The organism is Pedobacter cryoconitis (genome assembly GCF_003259615.1).
Lineage (GTDB): Bacteria > Bacteroidota > Bacteroidia > Sphingobacteriales > Sphingobacteriaceae > Pedobacter > Pedobacter cryoconitis.
Genome location: NZ_QLLR01000020.1, coordinates 45,611 through 70,689, shown reverse-complemented (window position 1 = coordinate 70,689; position 25,079 = coordinate 45,611). Strand labels below are relative to the sequence as shown.

Sequence of the window (25,079 nt, the reverse complement as noted above, 5' to 3'; positions counted from 1 at the left end):
ATCAATAAAATTGTTTTACAGTTTCCACAGCTCCTGTTCCGGTATCGATAAACAGGTAAATACGACCATCATCGTGAAATAAATTACAATTTTTGATTTCAAACTGACCTAAGAAAAACAATGGTTTATCATTTTTTATTAACCAATCCGGGTGCTGTATCCATTGAGGAGGTTTTGTCTGATATTTAAAAAGTTCCGCATAGCGTTGTTTAATAAACTGCTTTTTGTCAGCTTTAGCAATCATTTTATCCGTTGGCAAGATATATTTTTCAATAAAATCCGCATCGGCATCAATATATTTTGGAGTCGCGCTGATCAGCAATTCATGGTCTTGCGTATATTTTTTTGAAGCTATTACCTCAATGCCAATTTTCATTAAAAATAGTTCAGCAGTTCCGTGGGCTTCTATTTGCCCGGCAGAATTTCCATAGTTCAGTTCTGCCAAATATAAAAATGCAGTTGTACCTTCCAGATAGGTCCCATGCCAGCTTATCGCCGGGTCCGATAGTAATTCCTCTAATGCTGAATTTGTATAAATGTGTTGTTCAAAAGCTTTAGGAGATAATTTGCCTTCAACAAAGTCTTTTAAAATTTGTATTTCACTTGTCATATGTCTGTCCGGTAAGCAGTAGGATTCATTCCAGCTTGTGCTTTGAAAAATTTATTGAAATGTGCCTGATCATCAAAGCCAAGCGCATAACCTATTTCGGATATGTTCCATTGCGTATGTTTAAGCAATATTTTGGCCTCTGAGGCTATTCTGCTGTAAATATGTTCACTTGTAGTTTTACCAGTCGTTTTCTTTACAATCCGGTTTAGATAATTGATATGCACAGCAAGTTTGCCAGCAAAATCTTTAGGTGTCCGAAGTAATAACCGCTCTGTACTGAATTCAATCAAAAATTGTCTTTCCAGCATTTCAATAAACCGGGCCGTTATCCTGGTGCCCGCATCAGCGTGCTCTAAATGCGTATGCTCAGGATTTAGTTTCATAGCCATAAAAAGCAGCTGGTTCAGATAACTTCTGATCAATTCATATTTATAAATATAGGAGGTATCAATTTCCTGATACATTCTTTGAAAAATTGATTCTGCTTCTTTGTACTGCCCCTCGTTAAGCTTATAAACAGGTGGTACTCCAGGTGCAAATAAAGGAAGATCTCCTAGGTTCAACCTGAAATTTTCCTGATAAAATTCATCTTTAAATACACAAAAGAAACCTGTCGTCCCCTGTTCTACCCTCTCATAAGAGTAAGGGACCTGGGGATGAAAGAACAGAAGAGTTTTACCTTTAACTTTTATGCTTTCGTCTCCGTAATGAAACACATTTTCTCCTATATAAAGCATGACTTTATAGAAATTACGCCGCACATGTACCAGTGAAGGGGTGTCTCTACGTGCACGATCTTCAATACGAAAAACATTGAATTGTCCAATAGCCATATTGAGCTGGCCGGCAATCCCACCAAACTTATACTGGTAAAATTCTTCAAGAGATTCCATGATCTGAGGGAAATAAGAGACTAAAGCATGGCAAAAATAGTTCATTTTCTTCGAATTCTGCAAAATGAATTTTTCTGGTTAAATGAATAACTTCTTTAGCCAATGCCATATCATGGTTTGATTTATACAAGCATTGGTTTGATAGCGCCTAACTACAGCATTTTTGTCACGGTACATTTGTATCTAAATTACAAGAACATGGAAACTATCAAAGTATACAATCCTTCAACGGGAAATTTAATTGATGAATGTGCAAACCTTAGTGAACAAGAGGTGAAAATTGCAGTTGACCTTACAGTTAACGCATTTCCATCCTGGTCAAAAAAACTTGCTGCTGAACGCTCCGTCTTATTACGCCAATGGCATGACCTGATCAAAGCAGACAAAGAAGTATTTGCAGAATTATTGACCGCTGAAAATGGAAAATGCTTATCGGAATCCCGTGGAGAGATTGATTATGGTTTAGGATTTATTGAATGGTATGCAGAAGAAGCTAAGCGTTTATATGGAGATACTATCCCAACGCATGATCCAAATGGAGCGGTCATCGTAACCAAAAACCCTATTGGCCCAACCGCAGCAATCACACCCTGGAATTTTCCCTTCATGATGATTACAAGAAAAATTGCTACTGCTTTAGCGGCAGGTTGTACAATGATTATCAAACCAGCAGAAGATACACCACTAACTGCTATAAAATTGTTAGCCTATGCACGCAAAGCTGGAATTCCGGAGGGCGTGTTTGAACTGGTCACCGGTGATCCGAAAATGATTGGTCAGATTTTTACCGCTGATGCCCGTATCCGTAAAATCTCCTTCACCGGATCAACACAGATCGGTAAGCTGTTGGCAGAACAAAGTGCGGCAACTCTTAAGAAACTAACCATGGAGCTTGGTGGTAATGCGCCATTTATCATTTTTGACGATGCAAATATTGAAAATGCGGTAAAAGGTTTGGTGAGTGCAAAGCTGAGGAATTCCGGACAGGTGTGTATTTCGCCCAACCGTATATATGTTCAGCAAACTTGTTATGATCAGGTAATCGCGCTGCTGAAAGCTTCAGTTTCACAAATAAGAGTTGATGATGGTTTGCAGGAAGAATTTGTTGTTGGCCCGCTCATCAATCAAAAGGCAATTGATAAAGTGCAGGCATTGATTTCTACTACGGTTAAGCAAGGTGCTAAAGTAATATACGGTGGAAAAGTTCATGCAAAAGGCGGTCTTTTCTATGAACCGACTATTTTAACGGAGCTGACGGACGACATGGATATTAATCAAACTGAAATCTTCGGGCCTGTTTGCGCTGTATACAGTTTTGATAATGAAGAAGAAGTCATAGCGCGTGCAAACCATACGGAGTACGGGCTTGTTGCTTATGCTTATACTGAAAGCCTTGGCCGTGCATTTAGACTTTCACAACGCATCGAATCTGGTATGGTTATTTTAAATAGCGGTTCTGTGGGTACTGCATCAGTACCGTTTGGAGGCATTAAAGAATCCGGTTATGGACGTGAGGGCAGTTATTACGGGATAGAAGAATATGTAGAAGTTAAATATACCCTGTTTTCAGGACTGAAATTACAATAATTACCTGTACAACAAATCTTTTAAAAAAATACCGTTATTTGATTAATAACGGTATTTTCAGGAGGTGACCTATTGCAAATTAAATCTTTGGTGGATATTCGATACCTGCCTCCTGGATTAATTCATAACCGTACTTCATAATATGCTCAATTACCGGGATTGCTTTTAATCCTTTTGCAGTAATCTTATACTCAACTTTGGGTGGAACAACGGGATAAACAGTCCGTTCAATAAGTTGTTTATCTTCCAGCTCCCGCAACTGACTCGCCAGCATTTTGTGTGTAATATGCGGAATATCTTTTTTCAATTCTCCATATCTGAGAATATTAGCATGAAGCCTCCAGAGAATAGGCATTTTCCATGTCCCCCCAATATGTTTTAAGGCAAATTCAATTGGGGTATAGTATAGTTTTTTATCGTGAAAAAATTCTGGCATGATTAAGCTTCTAATTATCAGTATACTTTCCTTTTTGATAGTATCGCACATAAAAGTGCATATCATCTGATCAGGTTATTTATGTTTCAAATTTGCATAAAAAACAAATATGAAAAGAACACTTTATATACTGGCTTTAGGGATTTTCGGAATTACAACAACCGAATTTGGTGTGATCGGTATCTTACCACAAATAGCAAATGCGTATCATGTTACTATTGATAAGGCAGGATGGTTATTGAGTATTTTTGCGCTGATTATAGCTATCTCTGCCCCTTTTATAACATTAGCATTCACAAATGCCAATAGAAAAAAGACATTATTACTGGTATTAGCGATTTTTTCGATTTCCAACATACTCTGCGCTATCGCACCATCATTCCCATTTTTACTTTTTGCCCGTGCTTTGCCCGCAATTTTACATCCTGTTTTCTGGTCTATTGGTTTGGCTGTTGCAGCAGGCACTGTACATCCTGATGAGTCGCCTAAAGCTGTCAGCATTGTATTTGGTGGACTAACATTAGCCACAGTTTTTGGAATACCCATGGCAACATTCATAGCTGAAATGTTTAATTGGAGGGCATCTTTCCTATTGTCTGCCGTGATCAATATCATTTCATTTTTATCCCTCTGGGTTTTCCTTCCTTTTATTCCTGTTGCCAGGGTGAAAATCAAAACTTCTTATTGGAGAATATTAGGTAACCGTAAGCTGCTATTCAGTCTTTTATTAGCCTGTCTGGTGATTGCTGCCATGTTTTCTACATATGGATATATGGCCGGTTATTTGAAAAATGTTACGCATATGAATGGCTCAGCAATTGGCTTAATGTTATTGATATTTGGCATAACCGGCGTTGCAGGGAATTATTTTGCCGGTAAATTTTTAAGTAAAAACAGGGAAAGGACTACAATACTTTTCATAGTATCATTGCTGGGAATTCATGGTTTAACTTATTTTATGGGAGCTAGTTACAACCTTATGATATTCGTCATCATATTTTGGGGATTCATCCATGCGGGTGGTTTTCTGATTAGTAATGTAAATATCACTTCTTCAACTTCAGAAGCACCTGAATTCATCAATAGTATTTTCACTTCATGCGGAAATCTTGCCGTAACAATCGGATCAACGGTTGGCGGATTAGCAATCGTCAATATTGGGATTCATCAGCTACCCTGGACAAGTATTATTTTGCTTGCTTTAGCACTGCTGGTATTCACTTTAAAAAGCCTGACCAAAGGGTAAGACTCTTTAAAGTGAATACCAGGGTCTACTCTAAAAGGAAAGGATTTTAGTATAATCCTTTAAATTCCGATTAACACGCCCCCATTGGTACTCATTTAATCAGGAAATTCTTCTGACCCTATTCTTTGATCATTAATTCTTCATTAGTCAATGCAAAATAAAGATTCTGAATCTGGTGAACATATTGCAGTTTGTAGTCTAACATTGCGATTTCGCCATCCATAGGCTGTAAACTTTCATTGAGAACGAATTGATGGCCATTCTTTTTTTCCAGCACATAAGTTGTTTCATTTCCTTCTTCGTATTCGAATTCAAAACGTTCAAAACCAAATTTAACTACCCATTCTTCTGTTAAAAGAATTGGGTCCATCAATCCCGCAGAATCAATATCAGATCCATAAGGTATTTGCTCAGGATGACCATGATCCATTGTATAATTTCCAATTCTTAGTTCACTCGCTTCCATAATCTGTTCTTTGCGCGCAAAACTAGCAATAAAAGCTTGCTTTCCCGAGTTTAAAGGTACAGGAGTACAAGTTGCACTGGAAATCCTGACTGTTTTCACCAATATTTCAAGTTTCCGGAGCTTTTTAGTCAGCCAACTAAAGAGGACTATTCAGGGGCTTATATATGTTTAAGCGTACCTCCTCAGTTCCCCAATACGCACAAAACAGGGGGTTTAACTGTTGAACTAAAAGTACTAAACTGCAATGCCTCAAAAGCATTACACAAATAGATAGGAAGACTCTCCCTGTTTACGTAATTTACAGTGATTTTGAGCAGCAGAGGAAACTTATTGAAGGGAATAAAAATCAGCTATATGAACAACGATTTTATACATTATCCAGTCGGGCCAGTTGCTTTGAAAATGACTGTTGCAGTAGGCATTGGCATGCTGATAGGCATGGAGCGAAAGTGGTCACATAAAGAGGCTGGAATCAGGACATTCTCAATTGTCGCACTATTAGGCATGCTCTCTACTCTTGCAGGACACGATTTTATTATCGTTGCGATGGTAGGCGTCTTCTTATTGGCAATCGGTATGAATGCACGAAGCCTGATGGCTAACGAATCTGTAGAAATCACAACCTCAGCTGCCCTGATTGCCAATTATATGCTGGGCGTTCTGGTCGGTATGGGACATATATTTACGCCAGTTGCCGGTGCTATTGTAATCACTATGCTGCTGGCCTGGAAAACAGAATTGAACAAATTTGCCGGCGGGCTCCTTCCTTCAGAGATCAGGAGCGCCATTTTACTGGGTTTAATTGGTTTTGTGATTTTCCCGGTATTGCCCAACAGATACGTTGATCCTTGGCAATTATTCAATCCTAGTGATGCCTGGATAAGTGTGATTGCGATTGCGGGAATTGGATTTGTGAATTACGTATTCCTGCGCGTATTCAGTACACGAGGTTTATACCTTGGGGCGATATTTGGAGGTTTGGTTAATAGTACAGCAACCGTGGCCGAAGTCAGTTCCAGGGTCCAGAATGCTGGCACACCCTCAAAAATAACAACACTATCCAGCCTGATCAATATTTCCATGTTTGTAAGAAACATGCTATTGGCAGCTATATTTGTTCCACTGTCACTCACTGCTACACTTATACCGCTACTAGCCATGTCTTGTGTGGCAGCATTATGGATTTGGCGTGATTATTTGGTAGAGGAAGTAGATACCACCCCGCAGGCTACCATAAAACTGGCCTCTCCTATTTCTTTACCAAAAGTATTGTGGTTTGGCGTATTGTTTATCATCATTCAGGCAGCAGGTATTTTACTGACCCGCTATTTCGGAAGTCTTGGTATTTTAGGTACTGGTTTTTTCGGAGGACTGATCAGCAGCGCAAGTACAACTGTCGCCGCCGCTACAATGGCTGCACACGGCCAGATTAGTCCTGCAGTTGCGGGCAGCGCCGCCATTATATCCTCTATGGCAAGCGCTCTGATTGATTTGCCGATCGTTTGGAAAACAATACACGATAAAAAAATTGTCAGGACTTTTACCTATAAATTACTGAGTATTATCTTAGTAGGTATTGTGATGATCGTATTGGACCGGGTTTTCCAGCTTTCTGAAATATTCGTCAGCTATTTACAATAAATCCGGGGTCTTAACCGGGCGCATTGAGTTCAACATTTTGTTTTAAAAACACAAAATATTTCTCATTTTCTGTATCAAATATTTCCTGTCCTTCCAGCATATAAGCCCGAAGCAGGAATTCTTTGGCATCATTAAAATGATCACCTTCTAAAAACAATTCACCTAAACGCAGCATCACAAATGGATTTTCATAAGCGTTGGTTTCGATATTTCCTTTTGCATTTAAAAAATGTAAAAGTGACTGCTCAAAATCATTCAGCATAAAATAACAATCTCCGATAGAAGTTTCCAGCCAGAATGCTTCACCATGGGAGTTTTGGGGCTGAGGGACCAGGGCCAACGCCTCACTCCAAACCTGAATACATTCCTGATATTTTTCTTCCTCAAACAATTCGTTTCCTTGTTCACTTAATTCTTCGATACGTTCACTGACCTCATCAGAAAGCTCCACCAGCTCAGGCCTGAGTACAGTGAAAGGCCGGGATAAAACTTCTTTTTCAAAGCGTGCCAGAATCTCTTCAGGATCATTAAGTTTCTTTTTCGCCACCTCAAAATAGAAAGCTGGCTGATCACTAAAGTCCCTTTTTGTGGCCCCGTATTTTACGGCCTGCTCAAAAGATCCCTTTGCCGCATCTGCATCTTTTAGAAATAACATCGTCTCTCCATGTAAAATATATGGCATGGTATGGTAGATTTTGTAACCAGAGGTTTCCAGATCTGCTATCCATTCTTTGGTCAATTGTAAGGCTTCATCATATTTACCTGCAGTATTTAAAATAGGAATTAAAGCACATAAGATCATATGGGAGACAGAAGTATTGTACCTGGCCTGCGGCAATTTCTCCCAGGCAAGTTTTATTTTTGCTAATGCTTCTTCAACTTTACCCTCCTCCAGTAATTCACAAGCCATATCGCTTAATTCAAACACTTCATTTTCTAATTCATGAGGCAGGGAAACTGCCATACGTATCTCGTCTTTCATATTTAAGCCCTAAAATTTCTATTAAAATATGTAATGTTTTTTCTTTTCATCAATAATAATCAAAAACTCTATCTTCTTTCTCCAACGGCTAACAGCGATTTTTGTTTACTTTTACACCAAAAATTAAGTAATATGCCTTTTAAATCCCTCGGTTTATCTCCTGCTTTATTAATAGCGCTGATAGATCAGAAGTTCACAGTACCCACTCCTATTCAACAAACAGCTATACCAGCTATATTAAATAAAAAAGATGTCTTAGCCATTGCGAAAACAGGTTCCGGAAAAACTGCAAGTTATGTTTTACCACTTTTAATGAACCTGCAACAAACATTGGGCGTGAAAAACCGCCATGCGAATGTACTGGTTTTAGTACCCACACGTGAACTTGCTGAACAGGTTAAAGAGGTTTTTCAGATTTTCAGCAAAGCAATTCCTGAGCCTGTTAAAACACTGGCAGTGTACGGTGGCGTTTCTATTAATCCTCAAATGATGGCTATGCAGGGCGTAAATGTATTGGTTGCCACACCAGGCAGGTTATTGGAATTGGTAGATTCAAAGGCTGTACATTTATCAAGTATTGAAACCCTGGTACTGGATGAAGCAGATAAAATGCTTAACCTGGGATTTAAAGAAGAAGTAAACAAAATCATTGCGCTTTTACCTGAAAAGCGTCAAAATATATTATTATCCGCTACCTTAAATGATGATCTTCAGCATATTCACCAAATCTTACTGCATGATCCTGTGGTTATCAAGATAGCGGAAGAAGAGGAATCACTTGATTTGATCAACCAGGTAGCTTATATCGTTTCTGATGAAAAGAAAGGCCCGTTTTTACGTTACCTGATCAACCATCATGAAATGAAACAAGTACTGGTCTTTGCTTCTTCGGTTAAGCAGGCAGATGCTATTGTCAATAAGCTTCGTAAAAATAATATTGATGCAAAGGCTATTCACAGCAAAAAAAGCCAGGGTGCAAGAACCGATGCTTTAACACATTTCAAATCAGGCAAACTTAAAGTATTGGTTGCCACAGATTTAATGGCCAGAGGAATTGATATTAATTTCCTTCCTTTTGTGATCAATTATGAATTACCGAGGTCACCGAAAGATTATGTTCACCGTATCGGCAGAACTGGTCGTGCAGATAAACCAGGGGATGCGATTTCACTGGTTAGCCAGGATGAACTACATCATTTTGAGATCATTCAAAAGAAAATGGGTAAAAAAGTAGAATTAATTGATAGTGAAACTATCTCTTTATCTTAAAGAGTTATAATTAAAATCCCGGCAAAGGTATTATTTGCAGGGATTTTAATTTTTAAAGCGTTTCTCAATTCATTACGACCGAAACGCAATTGGCGTAATAGAAGTTTGCTTTTTGAAGAAGTTTGAAAAGTGAGCTAAATCATCAAAGCCCAGGCTATAACTGATGTCTGAAATACTCCAGTCCGTTTGCTTCAGCAAAATTTTCGCTTCTTGAATTACCCGGAGCGTAATAATACTGGTCGTCGTTTGCCCAGAGCTCTCCTTTAATACTTTATTCAGGTGATTTACATGTACGGCCAACCGGTCTGCATAGTCCTTAGCTGTACGAAGCATCAATCTTTGTCCCGAAGTTTCAATTGGAAATTGCCTTTCTAAAAGCTCTATAAATAATGAGGTGATCCTTTCCGCAGCATTTTGCACGACGTGAAATGGAGATATAGGCTGTAATTTTTGTCCGTAATGGATCACTTCCATCACGAAATTACGGATCAGATCATATTTATAAATATAACTGGAGTCCATTTCTGCGTGCATTTTCCTGAAAAGAACTTCAAGCTCAGCACTTTCTTGCGCTGTAAGCTGAAAAATCGGCAATTGACCCGGTTGAAAGATAGGCAGCTCATCTAAAGCCACTCCTACTTTATTCTTAGCCAGAAATTCTGCCGTAAAAATGCAGAAAAGTCCGGTCTGATTGTCATCATGGGCTACCCAATTATAAGGTATTCTCGGTGTGGCAAAAAGAAGGGCACTTTCTGGAATTTCAATAACTTTATCAGCATATTCTGCCCTGTTTTTTCCCCTGATCAAACTAATCTTATAATAAGCCCTTCTGCTATAAGGCATAATCCGGGTACCGGTTTTCTGATCAAATAGTTTATCAATTTCAAAAACATTGAAATGGCCAATCTCCCTGTTGATGTCTGCAGGAAGAGTGGCCGTAACTTTTTGATAAAATTCTTCTAATGATGTTTCTTTAGGCATATCATTTTGCGAAAATCAAATATAACACTCCTTATTGAAAAACAGATGGCAAGATTAAAGGCTCATTCCTCCTGAAACTTCGATACGTTGTGCGGTAATCCATTTAGCATCCGGCGTGCATAAGAAAGCAACTACACCACCAATATCCTCAGGTAATCCAACCCGTCCAAGCGCAGTAATACCACTGATATGTTTGTTAATCTGCTCATTGTCACGTACAGCACCACCTCCAAAATCGGTTTCTATAGCCCCGGGTGCTATGGAATTCACATTAATTCCTCTTGCGCCCAATTCAGCTGCCAGATACCTTGTGAAAACCTCGATCGCCCCTTTCATAGATGCGTAAGCGGAATATCCAAACATACTCATCCGGGTAAGACCAGTGGAAACATTGACAATCCCACCCTGGTCATTCATGAGTTCCAGTGCTTTTTGTGTCAAAAAGTAAACCCCTTTAAAATGTACATTCATCAGCTGATCAAACACGTCCTCACTCATATCCTTAATCAAAGTATTGTGTCCCACCCCTGCGTTATTGATTAAAAAATCAAATTTATCTGCATGGAACTTACCTTGAAGCACTCCTTTTAATTGCTCAAAAAACGAATCAAAGCTCTTCACATCACCTGTATCAAGGCGCAGCGCTACCGCATTTTGTCCAGCTTCTTTTATTTGCGCAACCACTTCGTTAGCTTCCTCTTCTTTACTCAAATAAGTAAGAATGACATCAATACCTCTTTCTGCAAGTTTAAGTGCCATATTTTTACCTAGTCCGCGGCTGCCGCCAGTGACTAATGCTATTTTACTTTTATGCTCCATAATCATATCTTTATTTTGATACCACAAAGATCAGTAACTACCACACCTCTTGTTTGGAGATTTCAATCGGATATTTGCGAATTTCAAATAACCTAGATATACCTGTTAATCAGATTTTCAAGGTATTCCTGTTTTCCGCTGCGCACTTCAGGTTCTCCGTTTTGTACCGCATAGTTCCTTAAATCTTCTAAGCTTAATTTCCCCTGCTCAAATTCGGCCCCCTGACCATTATCAAAAGAAGCATACCGGTCAGTCCTTATCTTTTTATAATCCGATTTTTGAAGTATCGCATCGGCAGTGATCAAAGCCCTTGCAAAAATATCCATACCGCCAACGTGGGCATAAAACAAATCAGCAGGATCAGTTGAATTTCTACGGATCTTGGCATCAAAGTTCACGCCTCCGCCTTGTAATCCACCATTTTCCAGAATAATCAGCATGGCTTCAGTCAGTTCATTAATATCTGTCGGGAACTGATCGGTATCCCAGCCATTCTGATAATCACCACGATTGGCATCTATGGAACCCAGCAACCCGCTATCTGCTGCAACCTGTAACTCATGCTGAAAAGTATGGCCGGCTAAAGTCGCATGGTTCACTTCAATATTCATTTTAAAATCTCCAAGCAAATCATACTCCTGCAAGAAACTCTTTACCGTAGCCGCATCATAATCATATTGATGTTTAGAGGGTTCACATGGCTTAGGTTCAATAAAAAATGTCCCTTTAAATCCTTGACTTCTTGCATAATCTTTAGCTGTATGAAGAAATTTAGCCAAATGCTCCTGCTCCCGCTTCATATTGGTATTCAGTAAGCTCATATATCCTTCTCTGCCACCCCAGAAAACATAGTTCTCTCCGCCAAGCGCAATTGTTGCATCTAAAGCAGACTTTACCTGGGCAGCACCATGTGCCAGTACATGAAAATCCGGATTGGTTGATGCGCCATTCATATAACGTTTATGGCTAAATAAATTGGCTGTTCCCCAGAGTAATTTCACTCCGCTGCTGGCTTGTTTTTCTTTAGCATACTCCACCAAAGTTTGCAATCTGTGCTCATTTTCAGCAATATCATTGCCATAATCCACTATATCCACATCGTGAAAACAGTAATAAGGCAATTGCATTTTAGTGATGAATTCAAAAGCGGCATCCATTTTATCTTTTGCCCTTTCTACCGCATCTTTCTTTTCATCCCATGGAAAAACATGTGTAGCGCCCCCAAAAGGATCGCTCCCATTCCCATTAAAGGAATGCCAATAAGCACAAGCGAACTTCAAATGTTCTTTCATGGGTTTACCAGCTACTATTTTATTTGCATCATACCATCTGAAAGCCAGCGGATTATCACTTTCCAGACCTTCAAACTGTATTTGTTTTATTTCTTTAAAATACTCTTTTGCTCCAATTACTATTCTTGTCATAATTTCTGTTTTATGCAGCTTATAAAGCCTTGTTTAATAGATACTTCCATTCAGTGTACAGCGGTTCGTAAGCTTCTGTATTTTTAGGTTCCAGGTACCTGATTGGTTCATGATGGCTAAATGCTTCTTCGGCACTTTCAAAAATACCTGCACCAATACCTGCACCTATTGCCGCGCCCACACTACCATCATTTTCGTAAAGCGCTATGGGAACCCCGGTCACATCGACAAAGGTCTGTGCAAAAACTTCGCTTAGAAACAAATTGGCGAGTCCCGCCCTGATTACCTTTGGCTGCATACCGTTCTCCCGCATAATATCCAGCCCATAACGAAACGCAAAGGCTATTCCTTCTTGTACCGCCCTGAAGATTTCCGGCTGCCCGTGCAGGTTAAGGTCAATTCCGATTAACTGTGCGCCGGTATATTTATTGTTCAGGATCCGCTCTGCACCATTGCCAAAAGGCAGAACTTTTAGCCCCTTGCTGCCTATAGGCGCAGTCGCTGCCAGTTTATTCAAGGTTTCATAAGACAGGTTTGGTGCAAAATTATGCTTTGCCCATCTATACATGCTTCCGGTTCCATTGATACACAGCAACACTCCGGTATGCTTTTGAGCCGGACTATAAGTAACATGGGCAAAAGTATTTACCCTGGACTGCGGGTCACAGATCAACTGGTCACTGACTCCATAAATTACACCAGAAGTCCCTGCAGTGGCAGCCACCTCGCCAGATCTGAGTACGTTCAGCGAAAGCGCATTGTTAGGCTGGTCACCTGATTTATAGGCAACAGGAATTCCTTCCGGCAATCCCAATAGTACTGCGATAGCTATACTTAGCTCCCCATGTACAGAGAAAAGCGGCTGAATAGCGGGGATCAGATTCTGGTCAAAACCATAATATTCCATCACATCTTTTGACAATTCATCCTTTCGAAAATCCCAAAACACTCCCTCAGATAATGCCGGAATACTGGTCGTAATACTTCCAGTCAGTTTCATCGCAATAAAATCACCCGGAAGCATAACTTTATCTATCTTTTTATAAATTTCAGGCTCGTTATGTTTTACCCAGGCCAGTTTTGAGGCTGTAAAATTTCCCGGAGAATTGAGCAAATGATGCAAACATTTTTCCTGTCCGATTTCCTCAAAAGCTTTTTCTCCCAGCTCAACAGCCCTGCTGTCACACCAGATTATACTGTCCCGCAGCGCATTCTGGTCTTTGTCTACAATGACCAGTCCGTGCATTTGATAGGCAATACCAATAGCCTTAATGTTCTTAGGGTCAAAACCTCCAATCGCATTTAACCGGCTTATAGCCTGAACTGCATGCTGCCACCAATCTTCAGGAGACTGCTCGGCCCAGCCCGGCTGAAGCGCTATGATTTCCACTTCTTCATCAGGATATTGCGCTGTGACAATCCTTTTCCTGGTTTGTATATCCACCACAGAAACCTTGATGGAAGATGTCCCTATATCTATTCCCAGTAAATACATATCCGCTAAGCCCAGGCTTTATCGCCCTTTTTATAAGGAACAGATCCTTTGTAATGGCCAGGTACAGCGATATAACGCATTGCCTTTGTACAACCGGGTTCTGAAGAAAAATAACCCAGCAGAGTTAATTGCTTCATCATGGTAAAATAATGAGCTGGTAAATCACCTCTTTTAGCCTGATAGGCTTTGGCTTCCTCGTCTAGTTTAACCAGCAATGCTAATCTTTGCACTACCGTAGCTTTCATAAACTCACAACCATACATCTTTTCGCAAGCCGCATTGAGTTTAGCAATTCCCTCCTTGAAAACTTTCTGATCTTTTTCTTCATAACAATCATTGACCATAACGGTCATGAAAGCACCTACTTTTGCCGCTTTAGCTCCCGGAGTTTGCGTAGCAGGTAATATAGTGTCAGAAACTTCGTCCAGAAAATCCTGGTCTTGCTGCGTAAAGACCGCATTCTTTTTAAAATTCCCCTTGTCAGGGCTGCAGCCAGTCAGTAAAGCATTACTTCCAATCATCACACCGCCTGTAAGCAGTGCGATCATTTTTAAAAGTTCTCTTCTTTCCATCAGCTTAAATGTTATTTTTCTTTAATTCACTCACTGCATAATCGACCGCTCTTGCTGTTAAAGCCATATAAGTTAACGAAGGGTTCTGGCAAGCTGAAGAAGTCATACAAGCACCATCAGTTACAAATACATTCATGCAGTCCCAAACCTGGTTCCATTTATTCAAAACAGAAGTCTTTGGATCTCTTCCCATTCTTGCAGTTCCCATTTCATGAATACCATGACCTAAGGCATGTCCATTGTCCCAGGTATTGATATTTTTTATTCCTGCGGCATCAAACATAGCCCTCATTTCTTCCTTCATGTCTTTGCGCATTTTGAACTCATTCTCTTTCATTTCCGCATCCATTGCCAGTACAGGTAAGCCCCATTTATCTTTCTTATTTTTATCAAGTGATACTTTATTTTCATGGTATGGGAGTATTTCGCCAAACCCGGTTGCCCCGATAGTCCATTTTCCAGGCTCTGCCAAAGCATCCTTAAAATCACCTCCAATATTCAGCTCGGCGATCTCTCTGCCCCATCCTTCCCTGCTTGCGCCGCCCTGGTAGCCAAAACCACGCAGGTAATCTCTTTTGTCACCTCCTAAATTCACAAATCTCGGGATATAGAACCCATTGGCCCTTCTGCCAAATACGTACTGATCTTCAAAACCTTCCACAGATCCTGAAGCGCCTACATTATAATGATGGTCCATTACGTTATGTCCGAGTTCGCCGCTGCTGCTCCCTAAACCACCTGGCCATACCTCAGTCGCAGAGTTAAATAAAACCCAGGCCGTATTCAATGTAGAAGCACATAAGAAAACGATCTTGCTTTTAAATTCATAAGTCTGATTGGTTTCGGTATCGAGTATTTCTACCCCTGTTGCCTTTTTTGAATTTTTGTCATAAAGCACTTGTTTCACTAATGAATAAGGTCTTACCGTAAGATTTCCGGTTTTCATTGCAGCCGGTAAAGTAGAGGATTGTGTGCTGAAGTAGCCTCCAAACGGACATCCTTCCCAACAGCGGTTTCTAAACTCACATTTTGTTCTCCCGGGGATTGCAGCGGTCAGGTTAGCCACCCTGCCGATAATTAAATGTCTCTTTTCATGGTACTCCTTTTTTATTCTTTGTGCCATATCCTTCTCTACACAATTTAATTCCATAGGCGGTAAAAAGTGTCCGTCTGGTAAATGCGCAATGTTTTCTATAGAGCCGCTGATTCCTGCAAATTTCTCTACATGGTCGTACCACGGAGCAAGATCTGCATATCCAATTGGCCAGGGTGTGGCGATACCATCCTTCTCATTTCCTTCAAAGTCCAGCTGGCTCCAGCGATAAGATTGTCTGCCCCATAAGATAGAACGGCCGCCCATCCGGTAACTGCGCCACCATGTAAAGGGTTTGGTTTCGGTATAAGGACAATCTTGCTCATTTGCCCAGCCGTCCATGACCGCTTCGTTGGCTGCCCATCCGCGATGGATAACAGGATACTTTTTTTTCTGTTCGGCAGTTGTACCTCCCCGATGTTCAAATTCCCAGGGATTTTTCTGCGCCGTCTTATAATCTTTAATATGATCATAAGGGCCACCGCGTTCTAACATCAGGACTTTTAAACCTTTTTCACAAAGTTCCTTTGCCGCCCAGCCACCGCTGATACCGGAACCGACTACAATCGCATCATATGTACTATCTTCCATAATCAGCTGTTATTGAAATTTCATTCATAAAAATATATTTGGTTTTATTCAGGTTAAAATTGTCTGCGCGTCAAAGAATTTGTTAGTTTTAAATCTACAAAATTAGACAAGGCCGGTTCAACTGGTATTTATTGAAAAAAATATGCTATCTGATCACTTATTGGATTTAGTACCTTTATTTTACGTTCAGATAGCAGTTGAATAGCATACATTTTCAGTTTCATGAAGACACTCATTCAGAAAATACATGTAGAAGAATATAACTCTTTCGCTTGCCGGACTTACAAAACACCTGATTTTGAAACGGCCTGGCATAAGCATCTGGAGTGTGAATTAATTCTGATTACCGAAGGGAACGGGACGGCATTGATAGGTGATTATATTGGAGAATATAAGCAAGGGGACATTTTTTTACTCAATACAAATGTACCGCACTGGTTTAGAAGATCACAGAACACCACGATTGGCAGTGCGATCGTCATTCATTTTATGAGAGATTTCTGGGGCGAAGGTTTTCTGGCCTTACCGGAAATGAAAGATATAGCCGGATTATTAGAAAGTAAGAATACTGGTATTCAGCTACTACAGGACTTATCAAATGATATTGCTGTATTAATCAGACAACTGGAATTTGCCGCAGGAATTGAGCGTATTCAACTTTTGATCAGTTGTATGCAAAAGATCAGTACTTCAGCGCAGCAGAAGATTATTACTACAGCATTTGACACGGTCAGTAATGGTGAAGAAAATTCAGTCATTGAAACAATTATAGACTATTCTTTTAAACATTTCCTGGATCCGATTTCCTTGAAAGAAGTCGCAGGAATTACCAGTATGTCCATCCCTGCATTTTGTCGTTTTTTTAAACGGAATATTAAAAAAAGTTATTTCGATTTCATTAAAGAGATCAGGATCGGGCATGCTTGCAAACTTTTGAGAGAAACAAACCGGCCTGTTTTAGATATTTGTTACGATAGTGGTTATAATAGCTGGGCACATTTTAGCAAGCAGTTTAAGGCCGTTATCAGGATACCTCCATCACAATATAGAAAGCAGCATATAAAGTAAGGTCATTTTTTTTAAGCTAACCTATTGATTTTCAAATTTTAAACAGTAATTTAAATCCCACCAAAATCTGATTAAAATGAAAATCGTAAAAACTGTACTCTGTATCCTGTTCGGTCTGATGTTTATCAACGCCGGATTAAACAAATTCTTCAATTACATGCCCATGCCGAAAATGAGCGCGGAGCAAATGCAGCTCATGGAAGCTTTTTTTAAAATTTCATGGCTGATGCCTTTAATAGGGATCGTTGAAATTATTGGCGGCCTGCTCTTTATGCTGCCAAAATACAGAGCGCTCGGCGCTATTGTTATTTTACCGGTTATGGTAGGGATTATTGTTCATAATGCTATTTTCGAGCCATCTGGTTTATTTATCGCCTTGCCATTTTTCCTGATCAATCTTTGGATAATCGGAACTAATTGGTACAAATACAAACCGATGATCAATGAATAAGGATTATTCCTTTAAAACCTTGGCAATGACCTGAGTTAATTTTGTTTTATTTTTTGCGTAAGGCTCCAGATTATAGAGCCTTACTGCTTTAAATTCTATCGGATGACTTTCGCTCTGTAAAGAAATGTAGCCACCGGTTAAAGCTTTACCATCTACTTTGATTTTCGGGTCATAGTTGGACACATTGCCTCCTCCGATCTGAGGTTTCGTATATTCAAGCACTACTTCTTTATCAATAATATGCTTAATGACTGAATCTCCTAAAACTAAGAATTCGGCAGTAACCCATTGATCACCTGCATAAGTTTTCGATTTAGAATCTAAACAATGTGGTGTAAATAGTTTCCCTTCGTAAACGATTTGTGTTCCGGGTGTACAGACATTGCTGGTATGACGGTCGTGTGTACCATCACCACCCAGAATTTGCCCTTCTACAGAAATTGGAAAATCCTGATCCTTCAGCATAGTTTCAGGGGCCTGTCCATGCAGCATAGCGCCACTGTTCCGATAAGCCCAGCCTTCACCGCCTTTAGCCTGTTCCCCCACAAAGCGATAGGTTATCTTTAACAGGTAATAAGAGAATGGTTTTTTATAGAATATATGACCGTATTGCTGATCAAAGTCCCCATAGCCGTCATAGCTCACTTTCATCAGCCCGTTTTCTACACGAAAGGTATTTGCGTAGTTCTCATTATAGTTGTGCTTGGAAATTTTGATATTCCAGTCTTTCAGGTCTTTGCCGTTAAAAAGATCAATCCAGCCTTTTTGAGCGGATGATGGGTTGACAAATAAAAAAGTAAGCACAATAATAAGCGAAAGGCTGATTTTTTGTTTCATACGTCAGGACAAATGGTTAGTTCTTAAAAGTAGGAATTTAAATCAGCCCCGGCAATGAACTCAGCAGAAAAAATAGCGGTAAGAAAGATCAGATTAATCTCAATATTATCCTGAAAAATAAAGATTATAACTATTTTGCCATTGATTTAAGCTAATTATGTATCATCTACTAACTTCAGATTTAAAACAAGACAAGCCTGCCTCCCGGATTGGAGGAGTAGCTAATATAGAAATGGCAGCTTACCCTGTTTGCCCGGTTACGCAAAAACCAATGTTGCTTTTAATGTCACTGAAGAAAGATTTGTTTGATGCCGGTTATGCAGTAAATAATTTACTGGAAGACAGTAACTATGCGATCAGTATATTCTTATCGGTCAAAATACACCCTGAATTTGGAGTTGGCAGCAGTATGCCGGGTTTGTACACGGTTAATGATCCAAAACAGGCAGAGAAAATAAAGAATGGTACAGTAAAAGTTATTTTACATTACGATACAGGACAAGCTGCCGAGATCGCAGATTTACCAATCCCAATTCCTGAGCGTAAAATAGTCCTGAGCAAATTCTCGGAGCAGGAAGGAAAACAAGACTTCCCGGCGGGACAAGAATGGTTTGAAGGCTCAAAATTAGCTATTTCTAAATTTGGGGCACAATTTCCTGCCTGGCTACAAGAACCTATCAATATAGATCCTGAAATCATGAAAAATTTTGCCCCTGTATTCAGAGGTTTTTTTGGGCCAGAGTTTATTTTGCAGCTTGAAGATAAACTGATTTCAGAGATCAGTCCTATCCATAGTGGTCTGTTAGGGACTGACGGAATGGGTTATTTATATTTGCCAACGAGCGTAAGAAACTTCATTAAAAAATATCAGCAGCCAGTTGAAATCGGGAACTTTTTTATTCAGGATACCTGATTTGCGCTGTTCAGGATACCTGACCTGCGCTGTTTTGTAAGTATAACTTCCTGAGCACTGCCAGATCCAATGTGCTTTTATGTGGTAAAACTATTGACCACGCGTAACCTCCGGCCAACCAGGATAAAGACTTATACTGAGGGAAGTTTTTAAAATCACAAATCACAATACCATCCTGATGCTGCACCTTGTCGATTTCAAACAACTCAAAAGGAGTCATTAATCCAGTTTTCAGCACTTTTGACAATGCTTCTTTAATTGTCCATAAAACCGTAAGGCTTTTGCCTGCGTCGGGATGGATCAGCTGAAGTTTATCCTGCTCTCCCACAGCCACAATACTCCTGATGGTTTCGCTTTGCTTCACATCAATAAGTTCTGCATCCACCCCCATAGGATGGCTCTCCGGAAAAACTATCGCCATTCCTATTTCTTCAGTATGCCCGATACTGAGTTGTATATTTCCCCCGCCAGGCAAATACAGAACGGGTTGCTGAAATATCCCGGCAGTGATCTCAACGGCTGTCATTGCGTTATCTTCAGCAAAAACACTCCATGCCTTTTTAGCGGCAAACCTCCCCAATAAATAACTATGCTGAACCCGCTCAAACTTTAAAGTATCGAAAAACTTCAATTCATTGGGATGCAAAAATGAATGTCGAATTTCCTTTAACGCATTCAAGGGCTGTTTCACAATAGCAATAGCAGCAGGGAACAAGCCTTCAGCTCTATGTAAAACAAGCTTTTCAACAACAATATTCATCTTAAAGGGGTTATTTAAAAGCAAAAGGATCGGGTTGGTTTTTTCGCATTCTGAAATCTACAAATGCCTCTCTGCGGTTCAGCAAAAAGTATATATTATTCCGGAACAGGAAACTAAGTTCTTTACCCGGAGTTTGTCCAAAGGAATGCCCCGGCCAGATCAGTGTATGCGGTGGCAGGTATTGCTTGATGAATTGTACACTATCAAAGAGCGAGCCTACATTCCGCTCATCACTGATGCCCACACCTTCAATAAAAATAGTATCTCCTGTAAAGCAATGTTCGCCAATCAGATAGCAGGTACTGCCTTTAGTATGACCAGGGGTGAGTAAAGCCGTCACCGTAAAACCATCAATAGTAAACTCCTGTAAATGCTGTACCGCAATCAGCCGCTGAACATGGAAGCCGGAATCCCGGATTTCAATGGCCGACATATAAACAGGAACAGCATGTTTATAGGCAAAAACAGCTGCCAGATTCGTGTGGTCATGGTGCGCATGTGTTAAAAGAACTCCCTTCAGCACAATCAGATTATCTTTCAGAAAATCATTGATCAGCTCATAATCCCATGCAGGATCTACCAGAATACCCGAATTACCTTCATAAATGAGGTAACACTGATTTTTTATATTTTCATTAGCTACACGAAAAAGTTTAACTTCCATATGGTTGTGTTTTATCCGATAATAGCCTGTAACTTCTTTAATTGCTTCATTTCTCCTTGATAGGGGCTCATAATCTGAAATATTTCAGAACCAGTATCCGGTTGTAAATTATATTTAACAAAAGCGGCGCTGGTTCCTGAATGGCCCATGTCAATATATAAACAAGGACCCATATTTTCAAAAAAACTAACTGTTTCCGGGAAATTAGTGTATTGACTGACCACTTGCCAGAAATAATTACTTATTCTGCTCTAAACTCTTCATCCCATGTTCGGGCAGTTTCATCACATTTTTCTCCAGGCTATAGTTTAGTGTCGTATTCTTGAAAGATGATCAAGATGAAATTCTTCCTTTTAATTATATTCCTTACGCTAAGCTCCAGGTATGTAAACGGCCAGCAGCAAATACCAGTTTCTATAGGTCATACCGATACGCTGCATTCAGTTATATTAAATGAAAAAAGAGCTTTATGGATTTATGCACCACCAATGGATACCGCAGTTTTTTTCAAACCCGGTTATCCTGTATTGTATGTTTTAGATGGTGAAAACAATTTCTTGTCCTTAATGGCTATGATTAACCAGCTGAGCGTAATTAATGGTAATAAAGTTTTCCCCGAAATGATAATTGTCGGTATTATTAATACGCCTGGCAACCGGACAAGAGATCTCACACCTTCCAAAAATCCAATATTCGGAAATTCAGGTGGCGGAGAGAATTTCACAGCATTCCTTGAAAAGGAACTGATTCCTTATATTGATAAAAATTATTCGGCGGCCCCTTATCGTATGCTGGCAGGGCATTCATTAGGAGGACTGATGGTGATCAACACCTTGGTTAACCATACCTCGTTATTTAATGCTTATGTGGCTATCGACCCAAGTATGTCTTATGATCAGTGTAAATTATTAAACAGCTCAAAAAAGATACTACAGAAAAAAAAGTTCACCAAAACATCCCTTTTTCTGGCGGCGGCAAATACAATGACTCCGGGAATGGATACCGCAGCAGCCAGGCTGGATACCGCGCAGGTCACGCAGCATATTCGCGCTATTCTAAATCTTTCTGATCAGTTAACATTAATTACAGGCCATAATTTGAGGTGGAACTTCAACTATTACCCTGAAGAGGATCATACTTCAGTTCCTTTAATTGCTGAATACGATGCCTTAAAGTATATTTTCCAGCATTATAAGTTTCCACAGACTCAGCCAGTACACCAGTTCTTTGATAAGACCTATACTGCAGCGGACCTGAAAAAAATAATCAATGCACATTATCAGGCTTTATCAAATGAAATGGGTTATGTGGTTCGTCCTTCAGAACAGGATCTCAATAGATTTGGTTATATATTTACTTCAGAAAAAGATTATAGCAGAGCTGAAATGTTCTTTCAGCTCAATATCGAATACTATCCGGAGAGTTTTAATACTTATGATAGTATGGGTGATTATTACCTGTCAAAAGATGATGTGCCTGCTGCCATCAGCTATTTTAAAAAGGCATTAAAGTTAAAATACAGACCTGATATTAAAATGAAACTGGAAAAACTGAAGCAATAAATAACATCCGGATACTTAACTAAATAAATCTTTCAGGGACAGGTTAGTTGCTTCTGTATCTCCCCCATCCGGATGGAAAACAAACAACGAATCCTTATCTCTGCTGTCAATAAATAAAAGGTCGGTACCAGCCTGGCCAATAACTATGCTGTGGGACAGTTCATCGAGTGTGAAAAAACAATTATCTTTTCCATAAGCGGAATTGATACCGGTTTCGGGAATAAATTCATTTTCTAAGCTCAGTTCGCTTAAAGACAGCACGAATCCTTTGAGCTGCCTGGCATTTACGTAATCTTTTCCATCAATATTGACTACTTCGCGAAGTTCATCATAACTAAAGAGCTCAAAACTATCCTGAGCTTTAAATACCTCCAGTTTCTTAGTGAATTGTTCACTTAATAAATATGCAAGATAATCAGGAGGGATTTCTACCTTATCTTTTTTTAATAGTGTATTAAATGCTTTTAAAGTTTTACGTACTGGTTCTTTTTTAGCATGCTGATCAGGATTGATCATTCCCGATGCTATACTTTTATTACTGGATGGATTATAAGAGAAAGTGACGTTACAGACAGGACAATCAATAAATATTAATTTCATGTTTTTAGCTGCAGCGCTAATTACGAAATCTCTATCATGACTGCTCAACTCATCTGTGGTAAATTCCTGACCGCAAATCCAGTCATAAGGGCAACTTATCTTGATCATATTTTAAATATAATAATATCGGGCTATACGGACTGGAATAATTTAACCTTTGTATTTATTTGGCTGTCATTGATAGTGATTGTCCTGTAGCCAAATATCAAAGTATCAATCTCAATTTTTGCTGATAGTTTTTCTATCTGGTAAGAACATGCCGGGGAGGAATACTGTCTTATATTTCCTGCTATCAATTCATCAGCCATATGATAATGTCCGCAAAAAATGGTAATCTCCTTTTGCTGTGCCGATAGCAATGATTTGATTTCCTCTCTTCCTTGCAGGGCTGCTCCTATCTTATCTAATGGGGTACTGATTTCTAAAACAGGGTGGTGTATAAAAAGTAATATTTCTTTTTCCGTATCCAGTTCCAGCCGTAACCAGTTCAACTGAACCTGGCTGATTGCATTAGAAGAAGAATCTAGATAAATAAATTTAAAATGCCCTTGTTCATAGGCATAATGCAATTCTTTGGTTAATTTATTGTAATGTCGATTATGATGTTCATTGCTTAGTTCATGATGATGCTCCTTGCTCAGTTCATGATGATACTCATTTTTATAATACTGGCTTACCTGTGAATAAGTATCATGGTTCCCAAGCACCATTAATAGTTTGAAATTCAACGCATAAACAGTCTCAAAGAACCACAGGTTAGCTTCCTGAGTACCAATATCGCCACCAAATATAATTTCAGTGATCCCATTCCGGGCTATATCTTCCAGAATAAATTTCAGCTTATCTTTATGTTCTGCTTCATTTTGCGCATAACACATCTGACCAGTTTCATCGTTCAGGATAATTTTCTGACCTAAATGAGCATCTGTCAGGTAAGCGATAGTTTTAGCAGCCATACAGGTTAAATTTTAACACCTAATAAATCGTATATACTTGACTGGCCTTTAGAAGTAATCGAAAGAGTTCTGGAATCATGAATTTTTCTCATCCAGTCTTCAGCAATCATTTTCTTTAAAAAAACCATGGCCAGAGAACCTGCCAGATGCGGCCGTCTTTCACTCCAATCCAGGCAAGGTCTTGCAAAAGGACGTTTCAGCTTGAATAATTTATCTGTATCAATACCAAAATCCTTAAAAAACACCTCTCCTTTTGCGGTCATTTCATAACGCTGGTTTTTCTCTGTTAAATATTCAAGGGCTAATAAACGATCATTAATGAGCACTCCCGCCCGGCCAGCAATATGGTCATAACAGGTTCTGCAATATTCAAAAGGGACATCCTTATGCACTGGAATAGTCACCTGTTTTTGAACTGGAGTTAAGTTTGATAATGCTTCAATCGCATAAGCAACTTCTTCCCTGGCATAACTAAAATACCGGTGCCGCCCCTGATTACTAACCTTTAACAAATCGGCCGACACCATTTTACCAAGGTGCATACTAGCACTTTGAGGAGATACGCCGGCAACAATGGATAATTCGGTAGCTGTATAAGCTTTACCATCCATCATCGCCCATAACATTTTAATACGTGCTGGCTCGCCGATCAATCCAGCTATACTGGCTAAACTTTCAAGTTCCATTTTTCAAATATAACCTATTGTCAAAACACATACTTCATTCTGAAATGAAATGTGTGTTTTAACAAAAATGCGCCTTTCATGATAAAATGGCGGGAAACTGCATTAAATAATTACCTTTGGTATTTATAAATTTCCATAATGAATAAGCTTTTAGCCCTATTATTAATTTGTTTTATAACTGGTTCTTGTATTAAAGTAGACAACCAGCCTTACTCCGACTACAGATTTGAAGTATCCTGCGACAATTGTGTAATTACCATTAAAAATGGCTTCGATATTCAGAGTTACAACGTATCTGGTTACCGTTCTATTCCCTTCAATCATAGACTGCCTATTGTGAATGTATCTTTGTATACATTGAATGATATGGATTATACCACGGTCAGATTTACTGGCAGCGGGTATAACCGGATATTGTTTGATGATGATCTTTATTACGATGATCCAACCACAGTTATTGAGTTCAATTTATAACAT

Annotated in this window: 26 protein-coding genes; 9 read left to right on the top strand and 17 right to left on the bottom strand. The window is 39.4% G+C overall.

All coding sequences use genetic code 11. From position 1 onward, the window contains the following. Nucleotide 1: 1 nt before the first annotated feature. Nucleotides 2-610, bottom strand: a complete 609-nt coding sequence (locus LY11_RS17715) for a hypothetical protein (protein ID WP_111634983.1) — start codon at nucleotides 608-610, stop codon at nucleotides 2-4. Further along, a complete protein-coding gene (locus LY11_RS17710; RefSeq protein WP_245952820.1) occupies nucleotides 607-1,548 on the bottom strand; it encodes a helix-turn-helix domain-containing protein in 942 nt (313 codons plus the stop codon). Before LY11_RS17710 ends, LY11_RS17715 begins: the two co-directional genes overlap by 4 nt. Nucleotides 1,549-1,701: 153 nt before the next feature. Here LY11_RS17710 and LY11_RS17705 point away from each other — a divergent pair, with 153 nt between their 5' ends. After that, nucleotides 1,702-3,090, top strand: coding sequence for an NAD-dependent succinate-semialdehyde dehydrogenase (locus LY11_RS17705; protein WP_111634981.1), 1,389 nt, complete (start codon nucleotides 1,702-1,704; stop codon nucleotides 3,088-3,090). Between the two features lie 79 nt (nucleotides 3,091-3,169). Here LY11_RS17705 and LY11_RS17700 read toward each other — a convergent pair whose 3' ends face one another. Continuing rightward, nucleotides 3,170-3,526 (bottom strand): winged helix-turn-helix transcriptional regulator, encoded by a 357-nt coding sequence (locus LY11_RS17700; RefSeq protein ID WP_111635013.1) that lies wholly within the window; start codon nucleotides 3,524-3,526, stop codon nucleotides 3,170-3,172. 109 nt (nucleotides 3,527-3,635) lie between these two features. Here LY11_RS17700 and LY11_RS17695 point away from each other — a divergent pair, with 109 nt between their 5' ends. Continuing rightward, on the top strand, nucleotides 3,636-4,772 hold the full coding sequence (locus tag LY11_RS17695; protein ID WP_111634980.1) for an MFS transporter: 1,137 nt from the start codon (nucleotides 3,636-3,638) through the stop codon (nucleotides 4,770-4,772). A gap of 118 nt (nucleotides 4,773-4,890) precedes the next feature. Here the strand turns inward: LY11_RS17695 and LY11_RS17690 are convergent, their stop codons facing one another. Next, nucleotides 4,891-5,337: a hypothetical protein gene (locus LY11_RS17690; RefSeq protein ID WP_146610868.1), complete on the bottom strand. Its 447-nt coding sequence runs from the start codon at nucleotides 5,335-5,337 to the stop codon at nucleotides 4,891-4,893. A 255-nt stretch (nucleotides 5,338-5,592) separates the two neighbouring features. On the opposite strand from LY11_RS17690, the gene LY11_RS17685 reads away from it, so the two are divergent. After that, nucleotides 5,593-6,879 (top strand): MgtC/SapB family protein, encoded by a 1,287-nt coding sequence (locus LY11_RS17685; RefSeq protein WP_146610867.1) that lies wholly within the window; start codon nucleotides 5,593-5,595, stop codon nucleotides 6,877-6,879. 10 nt (nucleotides 6,880-6,889) lie between these two features. On the opposite strand, the gene LY11_RS17680 is transcribed toward LY11_RS17685, so the two are convergent. Then, entirely contained in the window at nucleotides 6,890-7,861 is a 972-nt protein-coding gene (locus tag LY11_RS17680; RefSeq protein ID WP_111634977.1) for a tetratricopeptide repeat protein, read from the bottom strand. A 132-nt stretch (nucleotides 7,862-7,993) separates the two neighbouring features. Here LY11_RS17680 and LY11_RS17675 point away from each other — a divergent pair, with 132 nt between their 5' ends. Then, nucleotides 7,994-9,130: a DEAD/DEAH box helicase gene (locus LY11_RS17675; RefSeq protein WP_111634976.1), complete on the top strand. Its 1,137-nt coding sequence runs from the start codon at nucleotides 7,994-7,996 to the stop codon at nucleotides 9,128-9,130. 72 nt (nucleotides 9,131-9,202) lie between these two features. Here the strand turns inward: LY11_RS17675 and LY11_RS17670 are convergent, their stop codons facing one another. From LY11_RS17670 to LY11_RS17645, 6 genes are all read right to left on the bottom strand, one after another. After that, nucleotides 9,203-10,111: a helix-turn-helix domain-containing protein gene (locus tag LY11_RS17670; RefSeq protein ID WP_111634975.1), complete on the bottom strand. Its 909-nt coding sequence runs from the start codon at nucleotides 10,109-10,111 to the stop codon at nucleotides 9,203-9,205. A 54-nt stretch (nucleotides 10,112-10,165) separates the two neighbouring features. Beyond that, nucleotides 10,166-10,930: an SDR family NAD(P)-dependent oxidoreductase gene (locus LY11_RS17665; protein WP_111634974.1), complete on the bottom strand. Its 765-nt coding sequence runs from the start codon at nucleotides 10,928-10,930 to the stop codon at nucleotides 10,166-10,168. Between the two features lie 92 nt (nucleotides 10,931-11,022). Next, nucleotides 11,023-12,354, bottom strand: a complete 1,332-nt coding sequence (gene xylA / locus LY11_RS17660) for a xylose isomerase (protein ID WP_111634973.1) — start codon at nucleotides 12,352-12,354, stop codon at nucleotides 11,023-11,025. Nucleotides 12,355-12,373: 19 nt separating this feature from the next. Continuing rightward, entirely contained in the window at nucleotides 12,374-13,849 is a 1,476-nt protein-coding gene (locus tag LY11_RS17655; RefSeq protein ID WP_111634972.1) for a xylulokinase, read from the bottom strand. 5 nt (nucleotides 13,850-13,854) lie between these two features. After that, nucleotides 13,855-14,421 (bottom strand): gluconate 2-dehydrogenase subunit 3 family protein, encoded by a 567-nt coding sequence (locus LY11_RS17650; RefSeq protein ID WP_111634971.1) that lies wholly within the window; start codon nucleotides 14,419-14,421, stop codon nucleotides 13,855-13,857. 4 nt (nucleotides 14,422-14,425) lie between these two features. Next, the gene (locus tag LY11_RS17645) at nucleotides 14,426-16,105 is read right to left on the bottom strand and encodes a GMC oxidoreductase (protein ID WP_111634970.1); all 1,680 of its coding nucleotides are present in this window, start codon (nucleotides 16,103-16,105) and stop codon (nucleotides 14,426-14,428) included. 222 nt (nucleotides 16,106-16,327) lie between these two features. On the opposite strand from LY11_RS17645, the gene LY11_RS17640 reads away from it, so the two are divergent. Next, on the top strand, nucleotides 16,328-17,173 hold the full coding sequence (locus LY11_RS17640; RefSeq protein ID WP_111634969.1) for an AraC family transcriptional regulator: 846 nt from the start codon (nucleotides 16,328-16,330) through the stop codon (nucleotides 17,171-17,173). A 76-nt stretch (nucleotides 17,174-17,249) separates the two neighbouring features. Beyond that, nucleotides 17,250-17,624 (top strand): DoxX family protein, encoded by a 375-nt coding sequence (locus LY11_RS17635; protein ID WP_111634968.1) that lies wholly within the window; start codon nucleotides 17,250-17,252, stop codon nucleotides 17,622-17,624. Nucleotides 17,625-17,627: 3 nt separating this feature from the next. Here LY11_RS17635 and LY11_RS17630 read toward each other — a convergent pair whose 3' ends face one another. Further along, complete coding sequence (locus LY11_RS17630) at nucleotides 17,628-18,461, bottom strand: 3-keto-disaccharide hydrolase (RefSeq protein ID WP_111634967.1); 834 nt, start codon at nucleotides 18,459-18,461, stop codon at nucleotides 17,628-17,630. A gap of 157 nt (nucleotides 18,462-18,618) precedes the next feature. On the opposite strand from LY11_RS17630, the gene LY11_RS17625 reads away from it, so the two are divergent. Further along, nucleotides 18,619-19,374: a hypothetical protein gene (locus tag LY11_RS17625; protein WP_111634966.1), complete on the top strand. Its 756-nt coding sequence runs from the start codon at nucleotides 18,619-18,621 to the stop codon at nucleotides 19,372-19,374. A 10-nt stretch (nucleotides 19,375-19,384) separates the two neighbouring features. On the opposite strand, the gene LY11_RS17620 is transcribed toward LY11_RS17625, so the two are convergent. Next, nucleotides 19,385-20,134 (bottom strand): 4'-phosphopantetheinyl transferase family protein, encoded by a 750-nt coding sequence (locus tag LY11_RS17620; RefSeq protein ID WP_111634965.1) that lies wholly within the window; start codon nucleotides 20,132-20,134, stop codon nucleotides 19,385-19,387. A 10-nt stretch (nucleotides 20,135-20,144) separates the two neighbouring features. Then, nucleotides 20,145-20,798, bottom strand: coding sequence for an MBL fold metallo-hydrolase (locus LY11_RS17615; RefSeq protein ID WP_111634964.1), 654 nt, complete (start codon nucleotides 20,796-20,798; stop codon nucleotides 20,145-20,147). Between the two features lie 329 nt (nucleotides 20,799-21,127). Between LY11_RS17615 and LY11_RS17610 the strand changes: the two genes are divergently transcribed. Then, nucleotides 21,128-22,360 (top strand): alpha/beta hydrolase-fold protein, encoded by a 1,233-nt coding sequence (locus LY11_RS17610; protein WP_111634963.1) that lies wholly within the window; start codon nucleotides 21,128-21,130, stop codon nucleotides 22,358-22,360. A 15-nt stretch (nucleotides 22,361-22,375) separates the two neighbouring features. Here the strand turns inward: LY11_RS17610 and LY11_RS17605 are convergent, their stop codons facing one another. From LY11_RS17605 to LY11_RS17595, 3 genes are read right to left on the bottom strand one after another with little or no spacing between them, the layout of a single operon-like run. Beyond that, the gene (locus LY11_RS17605; RefSeq protein ID WP_111634962.1) at nucleotides 22,376-23,068 is read right to left on the bottom strand and encodes a hypothetical protein; all 693 of its coding nucleotides are present in this window, start codon (nucleotides 23,066-23,068) and stop codon (nucleotides 22,376-22,378) included. Between the two features lie 23 nt (nucleotides 23,069-23,091). Beyond that, nucleotides 23,092-23,916: a metallophosphoesterase family protein gene (locus LY11_RS17600; RefSeq protein WP_111634961.1), complete on the bottom strand. Its 825-nt coding sequence runs from the start codon at nucleotides 23,914-23,916 to the stop codon at nucleotides 23,092-23,094. A 5-nt stretch (nucleotides 23,917-23,921) separates the two neighbouring features. Next, nucleotides 23,922-24,602: an ArsR/SmtB family transcription factor gene (locus LY11_RS17595; protein WP_111634960.1), complete on the bottom strand. Its 681-nt coding sequence runs from the start codon at nucleotides 24,600-24,602 to the stop codon at nucleotides 23,922-23,924. Between the two features lie 138 nt (nucleotides 24,603-24,740). On the opposite strand from LY11_RS17595, the gene LY11_RS17590 reads away from it, so the two are divergent. Beyond that, complete coding sequence (locus LY11_RS17590; RefSeq protein ID WP_111634959.1) at nucleotides 24,741-25,076, top strand: hypothetical protein; 336 nt, start codon at nucleotides 24,741-24,743, stop codon at nucleotides 25,074-25,076. Nucleotides 25,077-25,079 lie beyond the last annotated feature (3 nt).